This is a genomic window from Collinsella sp. CLA-ER-H11, assembly GCF_040092445.1.
Lineage (GTDB): Bacteria > Actinomycetota > Coriobacteriia > Coriobacteriales > Coriobacteriaceae > Collinsella.
Window position 1 is genome coordinate 229,587 of record NZ_JBBNLN010000001.1, and the last position, 15,343, is coordinate 244,929.

Annotated in this window: 13 protein-coding genes; 2 read left to right on the plus strand and 11 right to left on the minus strand. The window is 60.0% G+C overall.

Going from position 1 to position 15,343, the window contains the following annotated elements:
* The first annotated feature begins 48 nt into the window (after positions 1 to 48).
* Entirely contained in the window at positions 49 to 1,284 is a 1,236-nt protein-coding gene (locus AAAX35_RS00965) for an SPFH domain-containing protein (RefSeq protein WP_349116438.1), read from the plus strand.
* A gap of 80 nt (positions 1,285 to 1,364) precedes the next feature.
* Positions 1,365 to 2,207, plus strand: coding sequence for a hypothetical protein (locus AAAX35_RS00970; protein WP_349116439.1), 843 nt, complete (start codon positions 1,365 to 1,367; stop codon positions 2,205 to 2,207).
* A 110-nt stretch (positions 2,208 to 2,317) separates the two neighbouring features.
* On the opposite strand, the gene AAAX35_RS00975 is transcribed toward AAAX35_RS00970, so the two are convergent.
* The 11 genes from AAAX35_RS00975 to AAAX35_RS01025 all read right to left on the minus strand — a co-directional run bounded on the left by AAAX35_RS00975 (position 2,318) and on the right by AAAX35_RS01025 (position 15,295).
* Positions 2,318 to 2,938, minus strand: coding sequence for a response regulator transcription factor (locus AAAX35_RS00975; protein ID WP_138375254.1), 621 nt, complete (start codon positions 2,936 to 2,938; stop codon positions 2,318 to 2,320).
* A complete protein-coding gene (locus AAAX35_RS00980; protein WP_349116441.1) occupies positions 2,935 to 4,428 on the minus strand; it encodes an ATP-binding protein in 1,494 nt (497 codons plus the stop codon). The genes AAAX35_RS00975 and AAAX35_RS00980 overlap by 4 nt, the downstream gene beginning before the upstream one ends.
* Positions 4,429 to 4,430: 2 nt before the next feature.
* Positions 4,431 to 6,230 carry a histidine kinase N-terminal 7TM domain-containing protein gene (locus tag AAAX35_RS00985; protein ID WP_349116442.1) on the minus strand — a complete coding sequence of 600 codons (1,800 nt, stop codon included), beginning with the start codon at positions 6,228 to 6,230 and terminating at the stop codon, positions 4,431 to 4,433.
* A 253-nt stretch (positions 6,231 to 6,483) separates the two neighbouring features.
* Positions 6,484 to 7,128 carry a DUF4867 family protein gene (locus AAAX35_RS00990; protein WP_349116443.1) on the minus strand — a complete coding sequence of 215 codons (645 nt, stop codon included), beginning with the start codon at positions 7,126 to 7,128 and terminating at the stop codon, positions 6,484 to 6,486.
* Positions 7,129 to 7,272: 144 nt separating this feature from the next.
* Positions 7,273 to 7,761 (minus strand): S-ribosylhomocysteine lyase, encoded by a 489-nt coding sequence (locus AAAX35_RS00995; RefSeq protein WP_055310646.1) that lies wholly within the window; start codon positions 7,759 to 7,761, stop codon positions 7,273 to 7,275.
* Positions 7,762 to 7,962: 201 nt separating this feature from the next.
* Positions 7,963 to 8,973 carry a LacI family DNA-binding transcriptional regulator gene (locus AAAX35_RS01000; RefSeq protein ID WP_349116444.1) on the minus strand — a complete coding sequence of 337 codons (1,011 nt, stop codon included), beginning with the start codon at positions 8,971 to 8,973 and terminating at the stop codon, positions 7,963 to 7,965.
* 182 nt (positions 8,974 to 9,155) lie between these two features.
* A complete protein-coding gene (locus AAAX35_RS01005; RefSeq protein ID WP_349116445.1) occupies positions 9,156 to 10,574 on the minus strand; it encodes a 6-phospho-beta-glucosidase in 1,419 nt (472 codons plus the stop codon).
* Between the two features lie 146 nt (positions 10,575 to 10,720).
* Entirely contained in the window at positions 10,721 to 12,169 is a 1,449-nt protein-coding gene (locus AAAX35_RS01010; RefSeq protein WP_040360110.1) for a PTS transporter subunit EIIC, read from the minus strand.
* A gap of 70 nt (positions 12,170 to 12,239) precedes the next feature.
* Positions 12,240 to 13,079, minus strand: coding sequence for a PRD domain-containing protein (locus AAAX35_RS01015; RefSeq protein ID WP_349116446.1), 840 nt, complete (start codon positions 13,077 to 13,079; stop codon positions 12,240 to 12,242).
* A gap of 248 nt (positions 13,080 to 13,327) precedes the next feature.
* A complete protein-coding gene (locus AAAX35_RS01020) occupies positions 13,328 to 14,302 on the minus strand; it encodes a nucleoside hydrolase (protein ID WP_161144658.1) in 975 nt (324 codons plus the stop codon).
* A 30-nt stretch (positions 14,303 to 14,332) separates the two neighbouring features.
* The gene (locus AAAX35_RS01025; RefSeq protein ID WP_161144657.1) at positions 14,333 to 15,295 is read right to left on the minus strand and encodes a ribokinase; all 963 of its coding nucleotides are present in this window, start codon (positions 15,293 to 15,295) and stop codon (positions 14,333 to 14,335) included.
* Positions 15,296 to 15,343 lie beyond the last annotated feature (48 nt).

Genomic DNA, 15,343 nt, shown 5'->3' on the forward strand with positions numbered 1-15,343 from the left:
CCATTCTGACCGATACCACCCGGCCTTTGACGAGAAAGGAAGATCACCATGGGACTCTTGAAAGCCGGATTGGGAGCTGCCGGCGGCGTCATGGCCGACCAGTGGAAGGAATTTATCTATTGCGAATCGATGCCCGCTGATGTCTTGGCCTGCAAGGGCAGCAAGCGCACCGGCGGCCGCAGCTCCAACACGCGCGGCGAGGACAACGTCATCTCCAACGGCTCCGTCATCGCCGTCAACGACGGCCAGGGCATGCTCGTGGTGCAAAACGGCAAGATCATCGAGGTCGCGCTGGAGCCCGGCGAGTTTGTCTTTGACACCGGCAGCGAGCCGAGCGTCTTTAGCGGCAACCTGGGCGACTCCATCAAGGAGACCTTCGCCAATATCGGCAGCCGCTTTACCTTTGGCGGCGACGCGGGCAAGGACCAGCGCGTCTACTTTATCAACACCAAGGAGATCATCGGCAACAAGTACGGTACCGCCTCGCCCGTGCCCTTCCGCGTGGTCGATAACAACATTGGCCTGGACGTCGACATCTCCGTGCGCTGCAACGGCGAGTATTCGTACCGTATCACCAACCCGCTGCTGTTCTACACCAACGTATGCGGCAACGTGACCGATAGCTACACGCGCGACAAGATCGACAGCCAGCTTAAGTCCGAGCTGCTCACCGCCCTGCAGCCCACCTTTGCCAAGATCTCGGAGATGGGCATCCGCTACAGCGCCATCCCCGGCCACACCACCGAGCTCGCCCGCGCGCTCAACGAGGTCCTCTCTGCCGACTGGCGTGACCTGCGCGGCGTCGAGATCGTGAGCTTTGGCGTCAACTCCATCGCCGCCTCGCAAGAAGACGAGCAGATGATCAAGGACCTGCAGAAAGCCGCGGTCATGCGCGATCCCACCATGGCGGCAGCCAACATTGCCAGCGCCCAGAGCGACGCAATGCGCGCGGCAGCCGCCAACCCCAACGGCGCGATGGCAGGCTTTATGGGCATGGGCATGGCAGGCGGCATGGGCGGCATGAACGCCAGCCAGCTGTTTGCCGCCGGCCAGGCACAGCAGCAGGCCGCCCCGCAGCCGGCTCCGGCTCCCGCCCCGGCTCCCGCCGCCGCACCTGCGGCAGGCGCATGGACCTGCAGCTGCGGCGCCACCAACACCGGCAAGTTCTGCTCCGAGTGCGGCAGTCCCGCGCCCGCCCCGGCACCGGCCAAGTGGTTCTGCCCCAACTGCGGCAGCGAAAACGGCGGCAAGTTCTGCAGCAACTGCGGAACGCCCCGGCCCTAGCCCCTCTATCTGGTAATTGGCGGGGGATCCGCCACCCCCGCATTTGCTTCTATGGGTTTCGTTCGATGAAGGAGGACACCATGAAGACAACGTTCAAAAAGTCCGTACTCGCATTCCTGACATGCGTCCTGGCGCTCGCCTTTGCCCTGACGGGCTGCAGCGGCGGCGGCAAGGACCCCAAGGCCAACTTCGTCGGCAGCTGGCAGTACTCGGGTGGAACCTTGGACGGCGAAGAGCTCACCGATGAGTACATGGATATGCTCAAGGAGTGGGGCCTCAACTGTATCCTGATCCTCGACGAAGACGGCACGGGCGTCCTCGACATGTTCCTTGAGGTCGCCGACCTGAAATGGGAGGCCAAGGACGCCACCACCGTAACGATTACCGCCGAAGATGAGTCGCACGACCTGAAGCTCAAGAACGACAAGCTCGTCCTCGAGGTGGAAGGCGACAAGCTTATCTTTACGAAGTCCGACAAGGACCTGTCCGGTACGGTGAAGAAGGATCGCGAGGCGGCCGAGAAGGAAGAGGAGATCGATGAGGCCGTCGAAGACGACGATGTCCAGAGCGTCGAAATCTCCCCCGCCGTCACCGTCGCCGATGACGATCTGTGCACCATCACCATCACCGAGAAGTTCAAGGACGACTGGGGCGACATCGGCTTTGTCGTCAACATCACCAACAAGAGCGACAAGGACCTGACCTTCTACGCTCCTTCCGGCAAGACCAACGTCAACGGCACCATGAAGGAACCCTGGTTCTCGGCTCACCTGATGCCCGGTACCAACGCCACCGAGGAATTCACCTTCTCGAAGGGCACGCTCGATAGCCTTGATGACCTCGTCAATACGACCATCGGCATCGACGCCTACCTGACCGATTCCTACGAGGACGTCGCCTCCTACACCGCGACCATCGCGTAGCGGCAGACCACGACAGCCGCGGATTGGCGGACACATCCGCGCATATGCCAGACGGGGCCGCAGGAGTTGATCCTGCGGCCCCGCCGCTTTATGCCGATGCGTAACGAGCGCTAGCGCTCCATGTTGGGAACGATGCTGCCCTCCGTTACTGCGCGCACGGCCAAGCGCATGATGTTGTCGTAGCCGGTCTTATTGAGAATCTCCGAGATGCGGCGTTTGATGGTGCCCTCGCTCATAAACAGCTCGGCCGCGATCTCGCGGCGGCTTTTACCCTCGCAGGCAAGGCGCAAGATCGACAGCTCGACATCGTCGAGGGCCGCCGTGCCCGAGAAGATGCTCTCGGGCGGCTTGGGAAACGTGCAGTAACCCGCCAGCGTGGAGCGCATCACGGCGAATAGCTCGTCGATACCAACGTTCTTGTACACAAAGCTGTCGACACCCGCCTCGCGCGCCTGGTCCACAAAGGTGATTTCGGGCATACCCGTCATGATAATGACGCGGCACTCGGGCAGTTGTTCTTTGATGCGCGCCGCCGCCACGATGCCGTTGGAATCATGCTCGGTACATACGTCCATCAGTATCATGTCCGGGCGCTCCTTAAGCACAACGTCCAAGGCATCCGAGGCGTCGGCGATCGCGGCAACAACCGTCATGTCGGGCTGGTCGCCAACGGAGCGCGCCAGGCTCTCGCGCAGGATGGCCTGGTCTTCGACTATAAGGACGCGGATCATGAACTTCTCCTTTGGACCGTGGCGTTGGAGGCGAGCGGGATGGACACCGTAAGTGTGAAGGGCGGGGCGGTGTGGACTTCCAGGCTGCCGCCCAGATTCTGTGCGACATGCCTCATACCAGGGATACCCGTTCCCTCGCGATACGATACGGGTGCAGGCGCGCCGTCGTTAGAAACGGTCATCCGCGCAACAGCACCGTCTTCCGACGTCTCCTGCCGCAGGCGCACATGGACCTGATGGGCCTGTGCATGCTTGGTGGCATTGGTCGAGGCTTCGCGGATAATCTGCAGAAAGGCTGCGGCGACACGCGCGTCGCTTGGCAGCTCGCCCTCCACATCGATCTGCACGCTCACCAGGCCAAAGGCATGGACGATATCGCCCAGTTGCTCTGCCGGTTCGGTGTCGCCCCCGCTGCGCAGATCGGCAGCGATTGAGCGCAGCAGCGGGTCGATCTGCTCGAGTGACTCGTCATCCAGGCGCCCCTCCTCCAGATAACGATGGAGGATGGACAGGCGCTGCCCGATCACGTCGTGCACGCGAGCGCGCATACGCAGATAGGCCGCATTGTCAGCAACTTTTTTGACTTCTTCGATCTGGGCTTGGAGCTCTTGGCCCGCAAGCTCAAGCAGGTGGTTGGCTTGCGCCAGGCGATCATGAGCATGCGCATACCCTGTTACATCCAGGCCGATAATGCGCTCGAAGAGGCGGCCCGAAACCATAACGTCATCGTGCACAAACAAGCGAATCTCGGCGGTAGAAACCTCGACCACCGCCCGCGCCTCACCAAAGCGGTCCAGATTAATCCGCACACGGTTCCTGCTGCTTTCGGGCATTTGCATGCTGAGTTTGCGCAAGTCGTTCCATGTACCGCTCATATCGCCTAGGTCGGTGGGCATATGAAGCTCCACCAGGTTTTTTCGCATGCAGCGGTTCATGAGCAGCGGACGGCCCCTCGGGTCCAGATACAGGATGCCCACGGGAATCACGTTGATGGTTTCGATCGTCGAGAACGCGGTGATATCCTCCTGGCGGTTGCGGACATCCATCAAGAGCGCCGCAATGGAGCGGAACAGGAAGAACGCTCCCTCTGCGATAAGGACCGTGGTCCACGCCGAGCCCATGGCAAAAACCACCGGCGGCGTCACGGCGGCAACGAGCAACAGTTCGGCCAGCATGACGGGGCGACGATAACGCACCATAAGCACCACGCCGTAGGCAAAGATTGCGGCATTGAGCCACAGCGCTCCGCCCATTGCCCTGGCACAAACGTCAAGCGGCGCCACCAGATATGAGCCAGACGACGCGAACAAGATGAGCGCCGAAATAACTAGGTGAAGCACAAGGCTCGCCTCGTAGGCACAAATCACCTTACGGTTATAGGACGAGCGGCGCGATGCGATGAGCGGGACGTGGATCGTCTGCAGACACGCAGCCAGGGCAAAGACAACATCGAGCGCAACGATTTGGGGAAGAATAAGCGAAATCTGCATCGTCACTCACCCGCCCTCGGCATCAAGACGATCATGCGCAGCTGGCCGGGCTCGCCCTCAAGGCGGTATGCCACGTTGCGCCCTTGCAGAGCGCTATCGAGCTCTTGCGCAGCGGGCGTCTGCGAAAGATCTGCATCATCGTTGGAAAAAAGCGTGGCGCGTAGCTCGACACTGCATCGGTCATGGTCGCCCAAGTGATACATAAGCGCCGGATGGTCGGTGGTGTAGGCAAAAAACGCAAAGTCATACACGCAGTCGTACAGGGCGCTTACCGTACTGGCGTGCAACGGGCGCCGTATGGCGATAATCGAGGCGCAATCGATATCGATGGTGCGCAGGTCGCTTGCGAGCTCGTTGGCAATGAGCTGAATGCGGTCGCGATCAAAACCGCTCTCCCCGTGCTGTGCCAACGTGAGCGACCCCTTGCGCTTGCAATAGGCGACGAGCATCTTGGCGCGCTGCAGCATGCGGTAACGCTCGTGCGAAGACGATTCATCGGTCAACGGCGGCAGCGAGCTCAGCAGGTCGTACATCCCTTCGAGCGCGCGGGCAAGCGCCTGGTCCACGTCTTGGACCAGCAAGGTCTCGGCCTCTTGGTCTGCCAGGTGCGTCTTAAGGTCGTAGTCGGCGGCGAGCAGCTCATTTTGACGCTGCAGCTCCATACGACGATGTGCCAGTTCACGGTTAAGCTCGTTGAGATCCGACACGTCTTGGGCAAGCAGGGCCGATCCGCCCAGCAGTGGAAAGGCACGGTACATCACATCGGGATCGGACGCCACGGCAAAGGCATGGGCGCGGCCGTGCGCCTGGGTCCGCAACTCCTCGCACACGCCCGCCGGCATCGGCTTCGACACCGGCGTGGCATAGACTTCCTGCAGGTCGCGCGTTAGAACTTTGAGGTCAAGCGGCAAGGTGTCGAAGATGCCGGCGATGTCGTGATATGACGGAATGACACCGCAATCGAGACAGATTTCCATCGCCACCACACACAAGACGCAATAGACGAGCGAGAAGTTGAGCCTCCATGCCCAGGGCACACGCAACGCATATGAGATGGCAAAGAACGCACCGCCCAGCAGCACGAGCGCCGCCGTGCCCGAGAAACGTTGGATGCGAAAGGACGAGGACCGGCCCACCAGGATAAAAAAGGCCACAAAGTTAAAGGCCGTCCACACGAGGACGGCGAAATAACCCCAGCCGTACGTGTAATCGTTGCTCCAGGTGTCGCTTGTACGGTCAAAGTGGAAGACCTGCTGGTGAAAATCGTTGGTGAGCACAAATCCGATAAGCAGGATAGCCACAATCCACAGCGCAGCGCAGTAGCGGCGACCCAGGCGGTGTTGCTCCAGGCCCGCAAGGCGCAGACCACACAACTGGTAGAGCAGCGGAATGAGCGTCATGGGCACGTAGTACAGGTACCACAGCACGGTGGCATAGAACGGCGTGAACGACTTGTACTTGAGAATGACTTCGATCATCCACAGGGCGCAGATGGTGGCGACGGCAACAAGGCGGCGGCGCAGCACATAGTCCAAACAGCGCAGATAGACCGATACGCCCCAGATCGAAAATATAATTGCGGCGACAAGCAGCGGGAGAGAGCTCGAGTGGGCGAGCGCATCCACGACCTCTTCGGACACCCCGCCATAGGCTGGCACGGCGTTAGAAAGTTTGGGGTCGAAGGCGAACAGTGCCGGCAAGACTGCCAAAAGCATGAGGAACATCGCGGTGATGACACCGGCGATAGCAAAGACGCGGTGGCGGTACACCTGATGTGTTATGCCAACAAGGAATCGCGGCATGGCGAAGAGCCTGCCGCCCCTGGGATCCGCCACGGGTGCGGATCGGGCGGCCGCGTTGCCGATATGTCGCTCGCGGGTACCCATAGTGCTTTTAGTGTACCGACAGATGGGTCGAAAAAGCGGGCCGCATGTCCCAAAATCCGCAGACGGCAAGGCGCCCGGCAGCCTCCCCCGTCTGGCACTTCCCGATATCCGCCCGCCCCAAACCACCGCAAAGGAGACAGGCACCTTTGTGGTGGTTTGGGGCGATGCGCTAGTCCACGGTGATGTCGAGATTTTTGCCGATGAGGCCTACGTAGCCGCCTTCGGCTGCCTTGGGGCTGTCAGCATGGCAGAGGACCCACTTGTCGGCCTTCCAGTAGCAGTAGCTGTCGCCGGCCGCAGGCATGTCGGCCGCGACCTCGGGGCGCGGGCCGTTGGTGCCGGCGGGCAGCGCCACCATCACCTGGAAGCCACCGTCGTCGACCATGCACGGCGTGTAGTGGAGCGTGGTGTTGAAGACTTCGACGACCGTACCCGCCGGCACGCGAAACGCCTTGACGCACGCGGTGTCGAGCTTGCCGTCCTCGATCTCCCAGCGATGCGCCACGAGCAGAATAAAGTCGCGCGCGCCCAGGTTGAACTCGCTCGCGCGGTGGTACTCCAGGCAGTTGAGACGCGTGTTGTGGCCGTTGCACCAGCCCAGCTGGAACGGACGGCCACCAAACACGAGAAAGCCAAGCTTGTCGGCATCCTTGACGTCCTCGAGCTCCGGCGCACTTGCAACGTACTTGCTGCCCTCGGGAATGGGCGTGGCAGAGAGCGCCTCGAGCACGGGCGACGTAAGCTCGGACGGAACGTTATCCCAAACGTTGCCATAGGACTTGAACTCGGGATCGTTGACAGAGTAGATATGCATGTTCGCTCCTGTTCGTTTATGTGACAGTATGAACATTCTAGAACAAACATAAGCGATTTTAAACACTCGTCCCGACCACTCAGCAAAAAGGCACCCCCGCATAAGCGAAGGCGCCCAATGCGCGCGTTTTGGGCGATAAAGCCCTTACGCCTGCTGATAGTGCAGGTGCTTCTCGTCGATATCGGCCAGGTCGCGGTCGAGATAGCGGCGCGCAAGCCAGTTGGCCATGGGGAGGTTCTGGTCCAGGTAGTTACCGCATTCCTCGGGAGCGGCACCGGGGACATCGCCCTCAAAGCCGGCGACAAACTCGAACAGCTCACGCACGAGCGGCAGGATCTCCTCGCTCGTCACCTCGCCAAACACAACCAGGTAAAAGCCCGTGCGGCAGCCCATGGGGCCAAAGTAGACAATGCGGCCCGACCACTCGGCATGATTGCGAAGGAACGTCGCGCCCAGGTGCTCGATGGTGTGGCACTCGGCCGTGTTCATGACCGGCTCCTTGTTGGGCGTGGTCAGGCGCAGGTCAAACGTGGTGACGGCGGCACCGGTCGCCGGATCGCGGTCGATGCGGCTCACATACACGCCGGGCTCAAGCAGCAGATGATCAACGGAAAAGCTGGCGATGCGCTCCATGGCAGATCCTCTCGATAGTCAAATTGGGACGGGGCTCTTTTAGCTGGTTCGATTGGTCGCACCAATCATACCAGTCAAAAAAGCCCCGTCCCAAATGAGCTACCCGGGACGGGGATCAATGAGTTTTAAATCCCCGTCCCAGAAAATCATTCTAGGTAATCTAGAAGGACTTTTCCGCTCTGGGGTCTGGCGCCGTTCCGACTAGATCTCGCGCACGCTTTGGCGCTCGACAAAGTAGGTCGACACGGCCGTCTTGCAGGTATAGCTCTTGGGGTTGCGGATGTTGCCCACCAGGCGACGCACCGTGATCTCGCCCACCTCGTGCTTGGGAACATGCACCGTGGTGAGCGGCGGGTTGGAGAAGGCGCCCAAAGACAGGTCGTCAAAGCCGATGATCGAGACATCCTCGGGCACGCGAATACCGTGCTCGTTGAACGCGCGCATGGCGCCCACGGCGAGCACGTCGTTCTCGGCAAAGAAAGCCGTCGGCAGATCGTCGCGCGAGACGTTGTCGAGCCACACGCCCATGTCGTGATAAGCGCCCTCGAGCGTGGTACCCAGCGTGACGTGCCATGCCGGGTTGGCCTCAAGATCCGCGTCCTCAAGCGCTTGGCGATAGCCGCGCTCGCGGTCCTTAAAGTTGCGGATCCGAAGGTCGCCCGCCAGATAGCCGATTTGCCTGTGGCCTTTCTCGATAAGGTAATCCACGGCACGCAGCACCGAATCGGTGTTGGCGATGACTACGGCATCGAAGTACTGGCGATCGCTCCAGCCGTCGAGCACAATCAGGTGGGCGGCAGCGTCGGCGAACAGGGCGTAGTCCTCCTCGCCCAGCTCGGTACCCATCAGCACGATGGCGGCCGACGGGTCGGCGATCAGGCCCTCGACCTGCGGGCGCACGGCGTCCAGGTCGCTAAAGTCGAGCGAGACAAAGCTCGTGCTCATGCCGTGGCGACGCGCCTGGCGCTCCACGCCCTCGATGACCGCGGGATGGAAGGTGCTCTCGTCCAGGATGGCGCCCGTCTTGCGCGCAAGCACAAACTGGATGCTCTCGAGCTGCGTCGACTGCTGATAGCCAAGCGACTGCGCGCACTCCAGGATGACCTTGGCGGTCTCCTCGCTCACGCTGCGCTTGCGGTTGAGCGCGTTGGACACGGTTGCGGGCGAAAAGCCGGTAATGCGGCTGATCTCGCGGACGCTTGCTTTAGCCATCGTTCCCCCTAGCATCGGTCGCGGCCGAGCATCGTGGCTTGACCGCCCCGTGGCTCGGCAACTAAACGACCGCAAATTCAATCTAAACAGAATAGTAAATGTTTAATAGCTAGTTTAGCCTGTTGTCAAGCGAAGTGGCACGACTATTCCCCCAACGGGCGCATTTGTCCATCTTAACGTTATTACGCAAGGTCTTCGCCATTGCTTGCTATTACGCGTCGGTACCATTCGAAGCTTTTCTTTTTACGTCTCTCAAACGAGCCCGCACCGCTATCGTCTCGATCGACATAGATAAACCCGTAGCGCTTACGCATCTGTCCTGTGGCGACCGAAACCAAATCGATCGGGCCCCAACAGGTATATCCCATGAGTTCCACCCCGTCGAGCTCGACGGTCTCCCTCATCGCCTCGATGTGGGCCCGCAGGTATTCAACTCGATAGTCGTCTTCTATTTCACCCGAATCTTCCGGCACATCAGGAGCACCCAAACCGTTTTCGACGATGAACAGCGGCTTTTGATAGCGATCCCAGATTTCATTCATGGTGACGCGCAGCCCTTTGGGGTCGATAAACCTCCCCCAAGGCTCCTGTTTTAGATACGGATTAGGCGCCGAGCGAAGAAGGTTCGAATCGAACTGACCTTCCGCATGCGCTTTTGCGACGCGCGTCGAGTAATACGAAAACGAGACGAAATCGACCAGGTTTGCAGCCAGTACTTCGCGGTCATCATCCCGATAGGGCACCTCAAAACCATGGCGGGCGTATTCCTTGAGAACATAGCTCGGGTACGCACCGCGCACCTGGACGTCGGCAAACATATAATGGCTGCGATTCTCAGCCTGCGCAGCCAGCACATCGTCCGGATCACATGTAGCCGGATAGAAGACACCTGCGTTGAGCATGCAACCGATCTTCGCCCCAGGGCACAGTTCATGACACGCCCCGACCGCACGGGCGCTCGCAACCAATACATGGTGCACGGCCGTGTGAACCGTTGCATAGCGATTCTCCCCTTGCTCGAAGATGATCCCCGCCGCCATAAAGCACGCCTGCGTCATGATGTTGATCTCGTTAAAGGTCAGCCAATAATTGACCAATCCCCGATAGCGCTCGAACACGGTACGCGAATATCGCTCGAACAGGTCGACCAACCTGCGATCGCGCCATCCGCCATACGCATCGACGAGATGCATGGGGACATCATAGTGGTTGAGCGTCACCAAAGGCTCAATGTCATGCGCGCGACACGTCCTAAAAACATCCTCGTAAAAGGCAAGGCCTTCTTCATTGGGCTCGGCTTCGTCTCCTTTGGGAAAAATGCGGCTCCAGGCGATTGATAAGCGCAGGCATTTAAAACCCATCTGGGCAAACAGTTCAATATCCTGCTTGTACCTATGGTAAAAATCAATGCCCTTGCGAGCGGGATAGAAGCTGTCGGGTGCCAACGCACGCGGATCAAGGTCTCCCCGCATGACGTCCATGCGTTGATCGCCAAACGGCAGCATGTCGGAATTGGCTAAACCGCGACCGCCTTCGTTCCATCCTCCCTCGCACTGGTTTGCAGCCAGAGCCCCGCCCCATAAAAAATCTTCTCTAAACATTATGGTGTCGTCCTTTCTATCAAATTCCCGGCCCACACTGTCGAACGCAACGGACTCGGCAAGTGCCGCGCAACAGCACAGTACCGTTGCGCGGCCAAGGGGTCGGACCGCGCAACGGCTGGGGAGTATATTTGTGCAGTAGCCTCTTATGCCTCGACGGATTCAACGGCCTCAGAATCGCCGCTCTTGGACTTCAACGGCATCTTCTCCTGTCCTTCAAATCCAAAAACCATCGCCAACGCAAACGTCACGGCACCGCCAGCAAGACACCCGATGGTGCCAGGGATGATATCCTGAGCAAACATGAGCACGTTCATCCATGGGAAACCAACGCCAGTGAAGATATAGACGTTGGCATGAAGAAGGCTTACCAGCAGACCACCGACAGCACCACCAATCATGTTCCAGGCAAGAGCCTTCTTGTCGCGAAACAGGATGCCGTAGATGATGGGCTCACTCACGCGACCGAAGGCATAGGTGATGAACAAGTTCCAGCCCGTGGCTCGACTCTCCTTGTCCTTAGCGCGCAGGCCATAGGCGAGCGCGATGGCAAGCGTGGTGTAGGCTACAACCGCGGCGCCGGGGTATAAGATGGCGTCGTAACCGTTCTGGAGCGCGGCGGGCAATATGGCGGTATAGATCGGCACGTGCATGCCGGTGGCGATGATCAGATTCCAGAATGCGCCGATAACCGCGGTCGCAGCGGGACCGGCAACAGAGGCGAGCCAAATGATGAAATCGGCCACAAGGCCCATGACAAATTGGACGGCAGGGCCGCAGAGGCACAGCGCGACCGGCAACATCACGAGCACCGTACCCACGGGTACGATCAGAACGCGCAACATATCAGGCGAGATCTTCTTAAAGAAGCGCTCAATATAGGACTGGGCCCAGGTGATCAAGATGACCGGAAGAACAGCCTGGGTGTAGTTGACGAGCTGCATGGGGATGCCGAAGACGCTGAAAGGCTTTCCGTCCTCAACAATAGCGAGCATGTCGGGATAAATCATCACAACAGCGATGAGCAGTGCCAGCACAGGACTCGTTTTGAACTTCTTAGCCGAGCTATAGGCGGCAAACACCGGGAAGTAGTAATACGCCGCATCGCCCACCAGGGAAAGGATCCGATACAGGTCGCTCGTTTCGGACATAAAACCGGCGCCTTCGGGCCCAAACAGAATAACGAGCATCTTGAAGATACCGGCGACACAAAAGATCGGAAGGATCGGGGTGATAGCGCCGCTCACGGCATCGAGCAGCTGATTGAAGAGGTGCTTGGGCGCCAAGCGCTCCTTCCAGCTAAGCTGAGGGCCATCGAGTTCCTCGTCAATCGATACCGTGACCTCGAATCCGCCCTGCTTACAAACCTCGTCGTAGACCTTGTCGACCGTGGGCCCGACCACCAGCTGCACCTGCCCTCCGGCGTGCACGACGCTGATGATAGACGAGATGTCCTCAAGCTTCTCATCATTCGAGAGGCTTTCATCCTTGAGGCTGAAGCGCAGGCGCGTCATGCAATGCGTAACCGAAGCCACGTTTTCCGCCCCGCCCACAGTGGAGAGAATCTGCTCTGCCACCTTTTTGTAATTTGCCATCATTGGCTCCTTTGCACAATCTTGGCTTACTGTTCGAATCGGCAAAGGTCATGCCCCGAATGGCTACGGGTTACAATCCTTTTTTGGAGATGATCCGATTGAGATGGATCATCAGATAGAGTTCCTCCTCCTCGGAGAGCGTGGCGTCCCACGTTTCACGACAATAGGAACCGATATGCTTCACGCACTCTGCCAACTGCGGAAACTCCTCACGAAAGTTCTTGTACATCTGCATGTTGGCGCTGTTCAGCGACTCGCCGGCTTGAATGCGCTTGAACAGGTACCGCAGATGCGTGGCGAAGCGGGTGAAATCAAAGGAATCGCGGTCGACAATAATGCGGAAATCGCTTTCGAGAATCTCGATAACGTCCTCGAGCATATCGTCGAACTGCTTTGTGGGCTCGGCCGTGGCTTTGACGGCTTCAACAACCCGTGCGTTCACGAGATTCATCGCAATACTGGCAATCTCATCCTTGGGAAGCCGCTCTCCGAGCTCCTTCTCGAGTCGCATGACGATAAACTGGGCAGGCTTGTATTCCTTCGGATACGTCTCCCGCACTTCATAGGCAAGAGGCATCGCGATGCGGACCCCCTTTTGGGCTCGCGCAACGGCAAACGACAGGTGATCAGCCATGAACAGCGTCGCATTGGTCGAGAGGTCGTAGGGCAGTTCGTTGGCAACGATGTCCATAACTTTCGCCGCAAACATCACGATATCCGAGGGAAGATCCCTCATGACATCTTGTCCTTTAGGATCAATGTCGTAAAACGTATGCTCGATTTTAGAAAGAGGGAGCTCTCGAGGAAAATCTCCGCCGAAACCGACGCCCCTGCCCATGGCGATGACATCTCGCCCCTGTCCGTCACGGCAAAGAACCGCGTTGTTGTTAAGCTTTTTAATTGCAAGCATGGTGAACCTCCTTTCAAGAACACTCACAGAAAAAGGCATGACCGCAAAAGCAGTGTTATTGCGGTCATGCCTTACGTAACAATCCGTGTTGTATTGCTCTTGGGCATGCCTCCACACAGGAGTAACAATCCAAGATGCAAAATGCATTATAGCGCTCTCCCCGCCCCGGGGACCATCGGGCTGGCGAACGGTAGATGTCGGCCCGCCAGCGGCCACATCGAGCAGATGGGCGTGCTTCGATCCCGAGCCTAGCCTAGGACACGGGCCATACGTGTCTTGAACTCGGACAGGAAGCGCGGAGCATCCACGGTCAGTGCCACAAGCGTGCTCTTGTCCGGATCGGACAGGCGGCGCTCATCGCAGATGGTGCGACCGCGGTACTCGCCCAGCAGATCAACACGCAGGTTGCAGCCGAGCGCACCTACGAGCGTGGGGTCGATCGCCACGGCAACGGCCAGCGGATCGTGCAGCGCACAACCACCCAGGTAGGGTGCGTTCATCTCGTACGAGCCAATGTAGTGCTCGACCATGCTCGCAAATGCGCAGCCCGCCATGGTGCCCGAGCCCGTCCAGCCGGCAATGTCGCGGCGTGTGAGCACCACGCGATGCGTCACGTCCAGACCCACCATGGTGAGCTTACGGCCCGAGCGCAGCACCGCGTCGGCTGCCTCGGGGTCGCTCGCCATATTGGCCTCGGCGCCCGCGCTCACGTTGCCGGGCACGGTAAGGGCGCCGCCCATCACGACCACGCGGCCGATGGACATCATCGCCGCCGTATCGCGCTCCAGGGCGAGCGCCAGGTTGGAGAGCGGGCCAGTCGCTACGTAGACCAGATCGGGACCATAGGTGCGCGCGGCATCGATCAGATAATCGACCGCAGCGTTGCCGTCGGCCGAGGTCGCCCCCACCGGCTCGTAGGGCGACGCGGGCACGCTCGCGCCGCCGATGCCGTTCTTGCCGTGAATGAGCGCGGTGGACGCCGGCGGCGTATAGGGCTCAGTCGCCTGCAGAGGACGGTCGGCACCCAGGTACACCGGAACCTCGGGGCGACCCAGCAGATCGAGCACCGCCAGGCAATTGTGCGCCGATTGCTCGACGCGCACGTTACCAAAGCACGTGGTGATGCCCACGAGCTCCACCTCGGGGCTCGCGATGGCATAGGCCAGCGCCATCGCATCGTCAACACCCATATCCAGATCAAGGATCAGCTTCTTGATTGCCATTGTTCTACTCCGCTTCTCCGTCTTTATCGTTTAACCAAACCAATGTTCAACTTCGGCGCGCGTGGGAATCGATTGCTGAGCGCCCAGGCGCGACACCGTCACTGCCGAGGCGCGAGCACCCGCGGCCATGCACTCAAAGAGCGGCAAGCCCTCTAGGCGAGCCGCCGCCAACGCGCCGATAAACGTATCGCCGGCGGCCGTGGTATCGACTACCGTACTCGAAAGTGCCGGCATGCGCAGCAGCTCACCGCCATCGCCGAGCGTAACCGAGCCGGCACCGCCCAACGTGATGACCGCAGCTCCGGCACCCTTGTCGAGCAGCGCATTGAGCGCGGTGACGCAACTCGCGTCATCCGTGGGCAGAATGCCCGTCAGCACCTGGCACTCGGTCTCGTTGGGGCAGACCAAGTCGACCGCAGGCCAGACCTCCGCAGGCAGCTCGCAGGCGGGCGCTGGATTAAAGACCGTATAGAACCCCAGCTCGTGAGCGCAAACAAGCGCCTCGGCCGTCGCTGCAAGGTCACATTCGCCCTGGGCGATAAAGACGCTTCCGGCAGCCGGGGCAATCTCGCTGGCGTCGCCGTCGAGCTCATGAGCCACCAGACGCCTCAGCGCGCAGGCAACGTCCGCGCCCGCAAGCGCATGGTTGGCGCCCGGTGACAGTACGATGCGGTTGTCGCCCTCGCAGCGAATGATGGTCGCCGTTCCCGTCTCCACGTCATCGCGATGCACTACAAAGTCACAGTCCACGCCGGCGTCTTGGAGCCCCACCACGAGCGACGCGCCGAACGCGTCGCGACCGACCGCGCCGATCATGTGCGTGCACGCGCCCATACGCGCGGCAGCTACGGCCTGATTGGCGCCCTTGCCGCCGGCGTTGGTGATAAACCCGCTGCCGCCGACGGTCTCGCCCGCGCGCGGTATGCGCTCGCACGCCACCGAAAGGTCCATGTTCATGCTGCCGAACACCGCAACGATGCCGCGATCTGCCATGGAAACCTCCTCATCTGCGGGCTTTGCACCCACCGTCGACCGTCGATT

Coding starts and splice junctions, on each gene's coding strand:
- AAAX35_RS00965 (WP_349116438.1), top strand. CDS start 49: ATGGGACTCTTGAAAGCCGGATTGGGAGCTGCCGGCGGCGTCATGGCC.
- AAAX35_RS00970 (WP_349116439.1), top strand. CDS start 1,365: ATGAAGACAACGTTCAAAAAGTCCGTACTCGCATTCCTGACATGCGTC.
- AAAX35_RS00975 (WP_138375254.1), bottom strand. CDS start 2,938: ATGATCCGCGTCCTTATAGTCGAAGACCAGGCCATCCTGCGCGAGAGC.
- AAAX35_RS00980 (WP_349116441.1), bottom strand. CDS start 4,428: ATGCAGATTTCGCTTATTCTTCCCCAAATCGTTGCGCTCGATGTTGTC.
- AAAX35_RS00985 (WP_349116442.1), bottom strand. CDS start 6,230: ATGCCGCGATTCCTTGTTGGCATAACACATCAGGTGTACCGCCACCGC.
- AAAX35_RS00990 (WP_349116443.1), bottom strand. CDS start 7,128: ATGCATATCTACTCTGTCAACGATCCCGAGTTCAAGTCCTATGGCAAC.
- AAAX35_RS00995 (WP_055310646.1), bottom strand. CDS start 7,761: ATGGAGCGCATCGCCAGCTTTTCCGTTGATCATCTGCTGCTTGAGCCC.
- AAAX35_RS01000 (WP_349116444.1), bottom strand. CDS start 8,973: ATGGCTAAAGCAAGCGTCCGCGAGATCAGCCGCATTACCGGCTTTTCG.
- AAAX35_RS01005 (WP_349116445.1), bottom strand. CDS start 10,574: ATGTTTAGAGAAGATTTTTTATGGGGCGGGGCTCTGGCTGCAAACCAG.
- AAAX35_RS01010 (WP_040360110.1), bottom strand. CDS start 12,169: ATGGCAAATTACAAAAAGGTGGCAGAGCAGATTCTCTCCACTGTGGGC.
- AAAX35_RS01015 (WP_349116446.1), bottom strand. CDS start 13,079: ATGCTTGCAATTAAAAAGCTTAACAACAACGCGGTTCTTTGCCGTGAC.
- AAAX35_RS01020 (WP_161144658.1), bottom strand. CDS start 14,302: ATGGCAATCAAGAAGCTGATCCTTGATCTGGATATGGGTGTTGACGAT.
- AAAX35_RS01025 (WP_161144657.1), bottom strand. CDS start 15,295: ATGGCAGATCGCGGCATCGTTGCGGTGTTCGGCAGCATGAACATGGAC.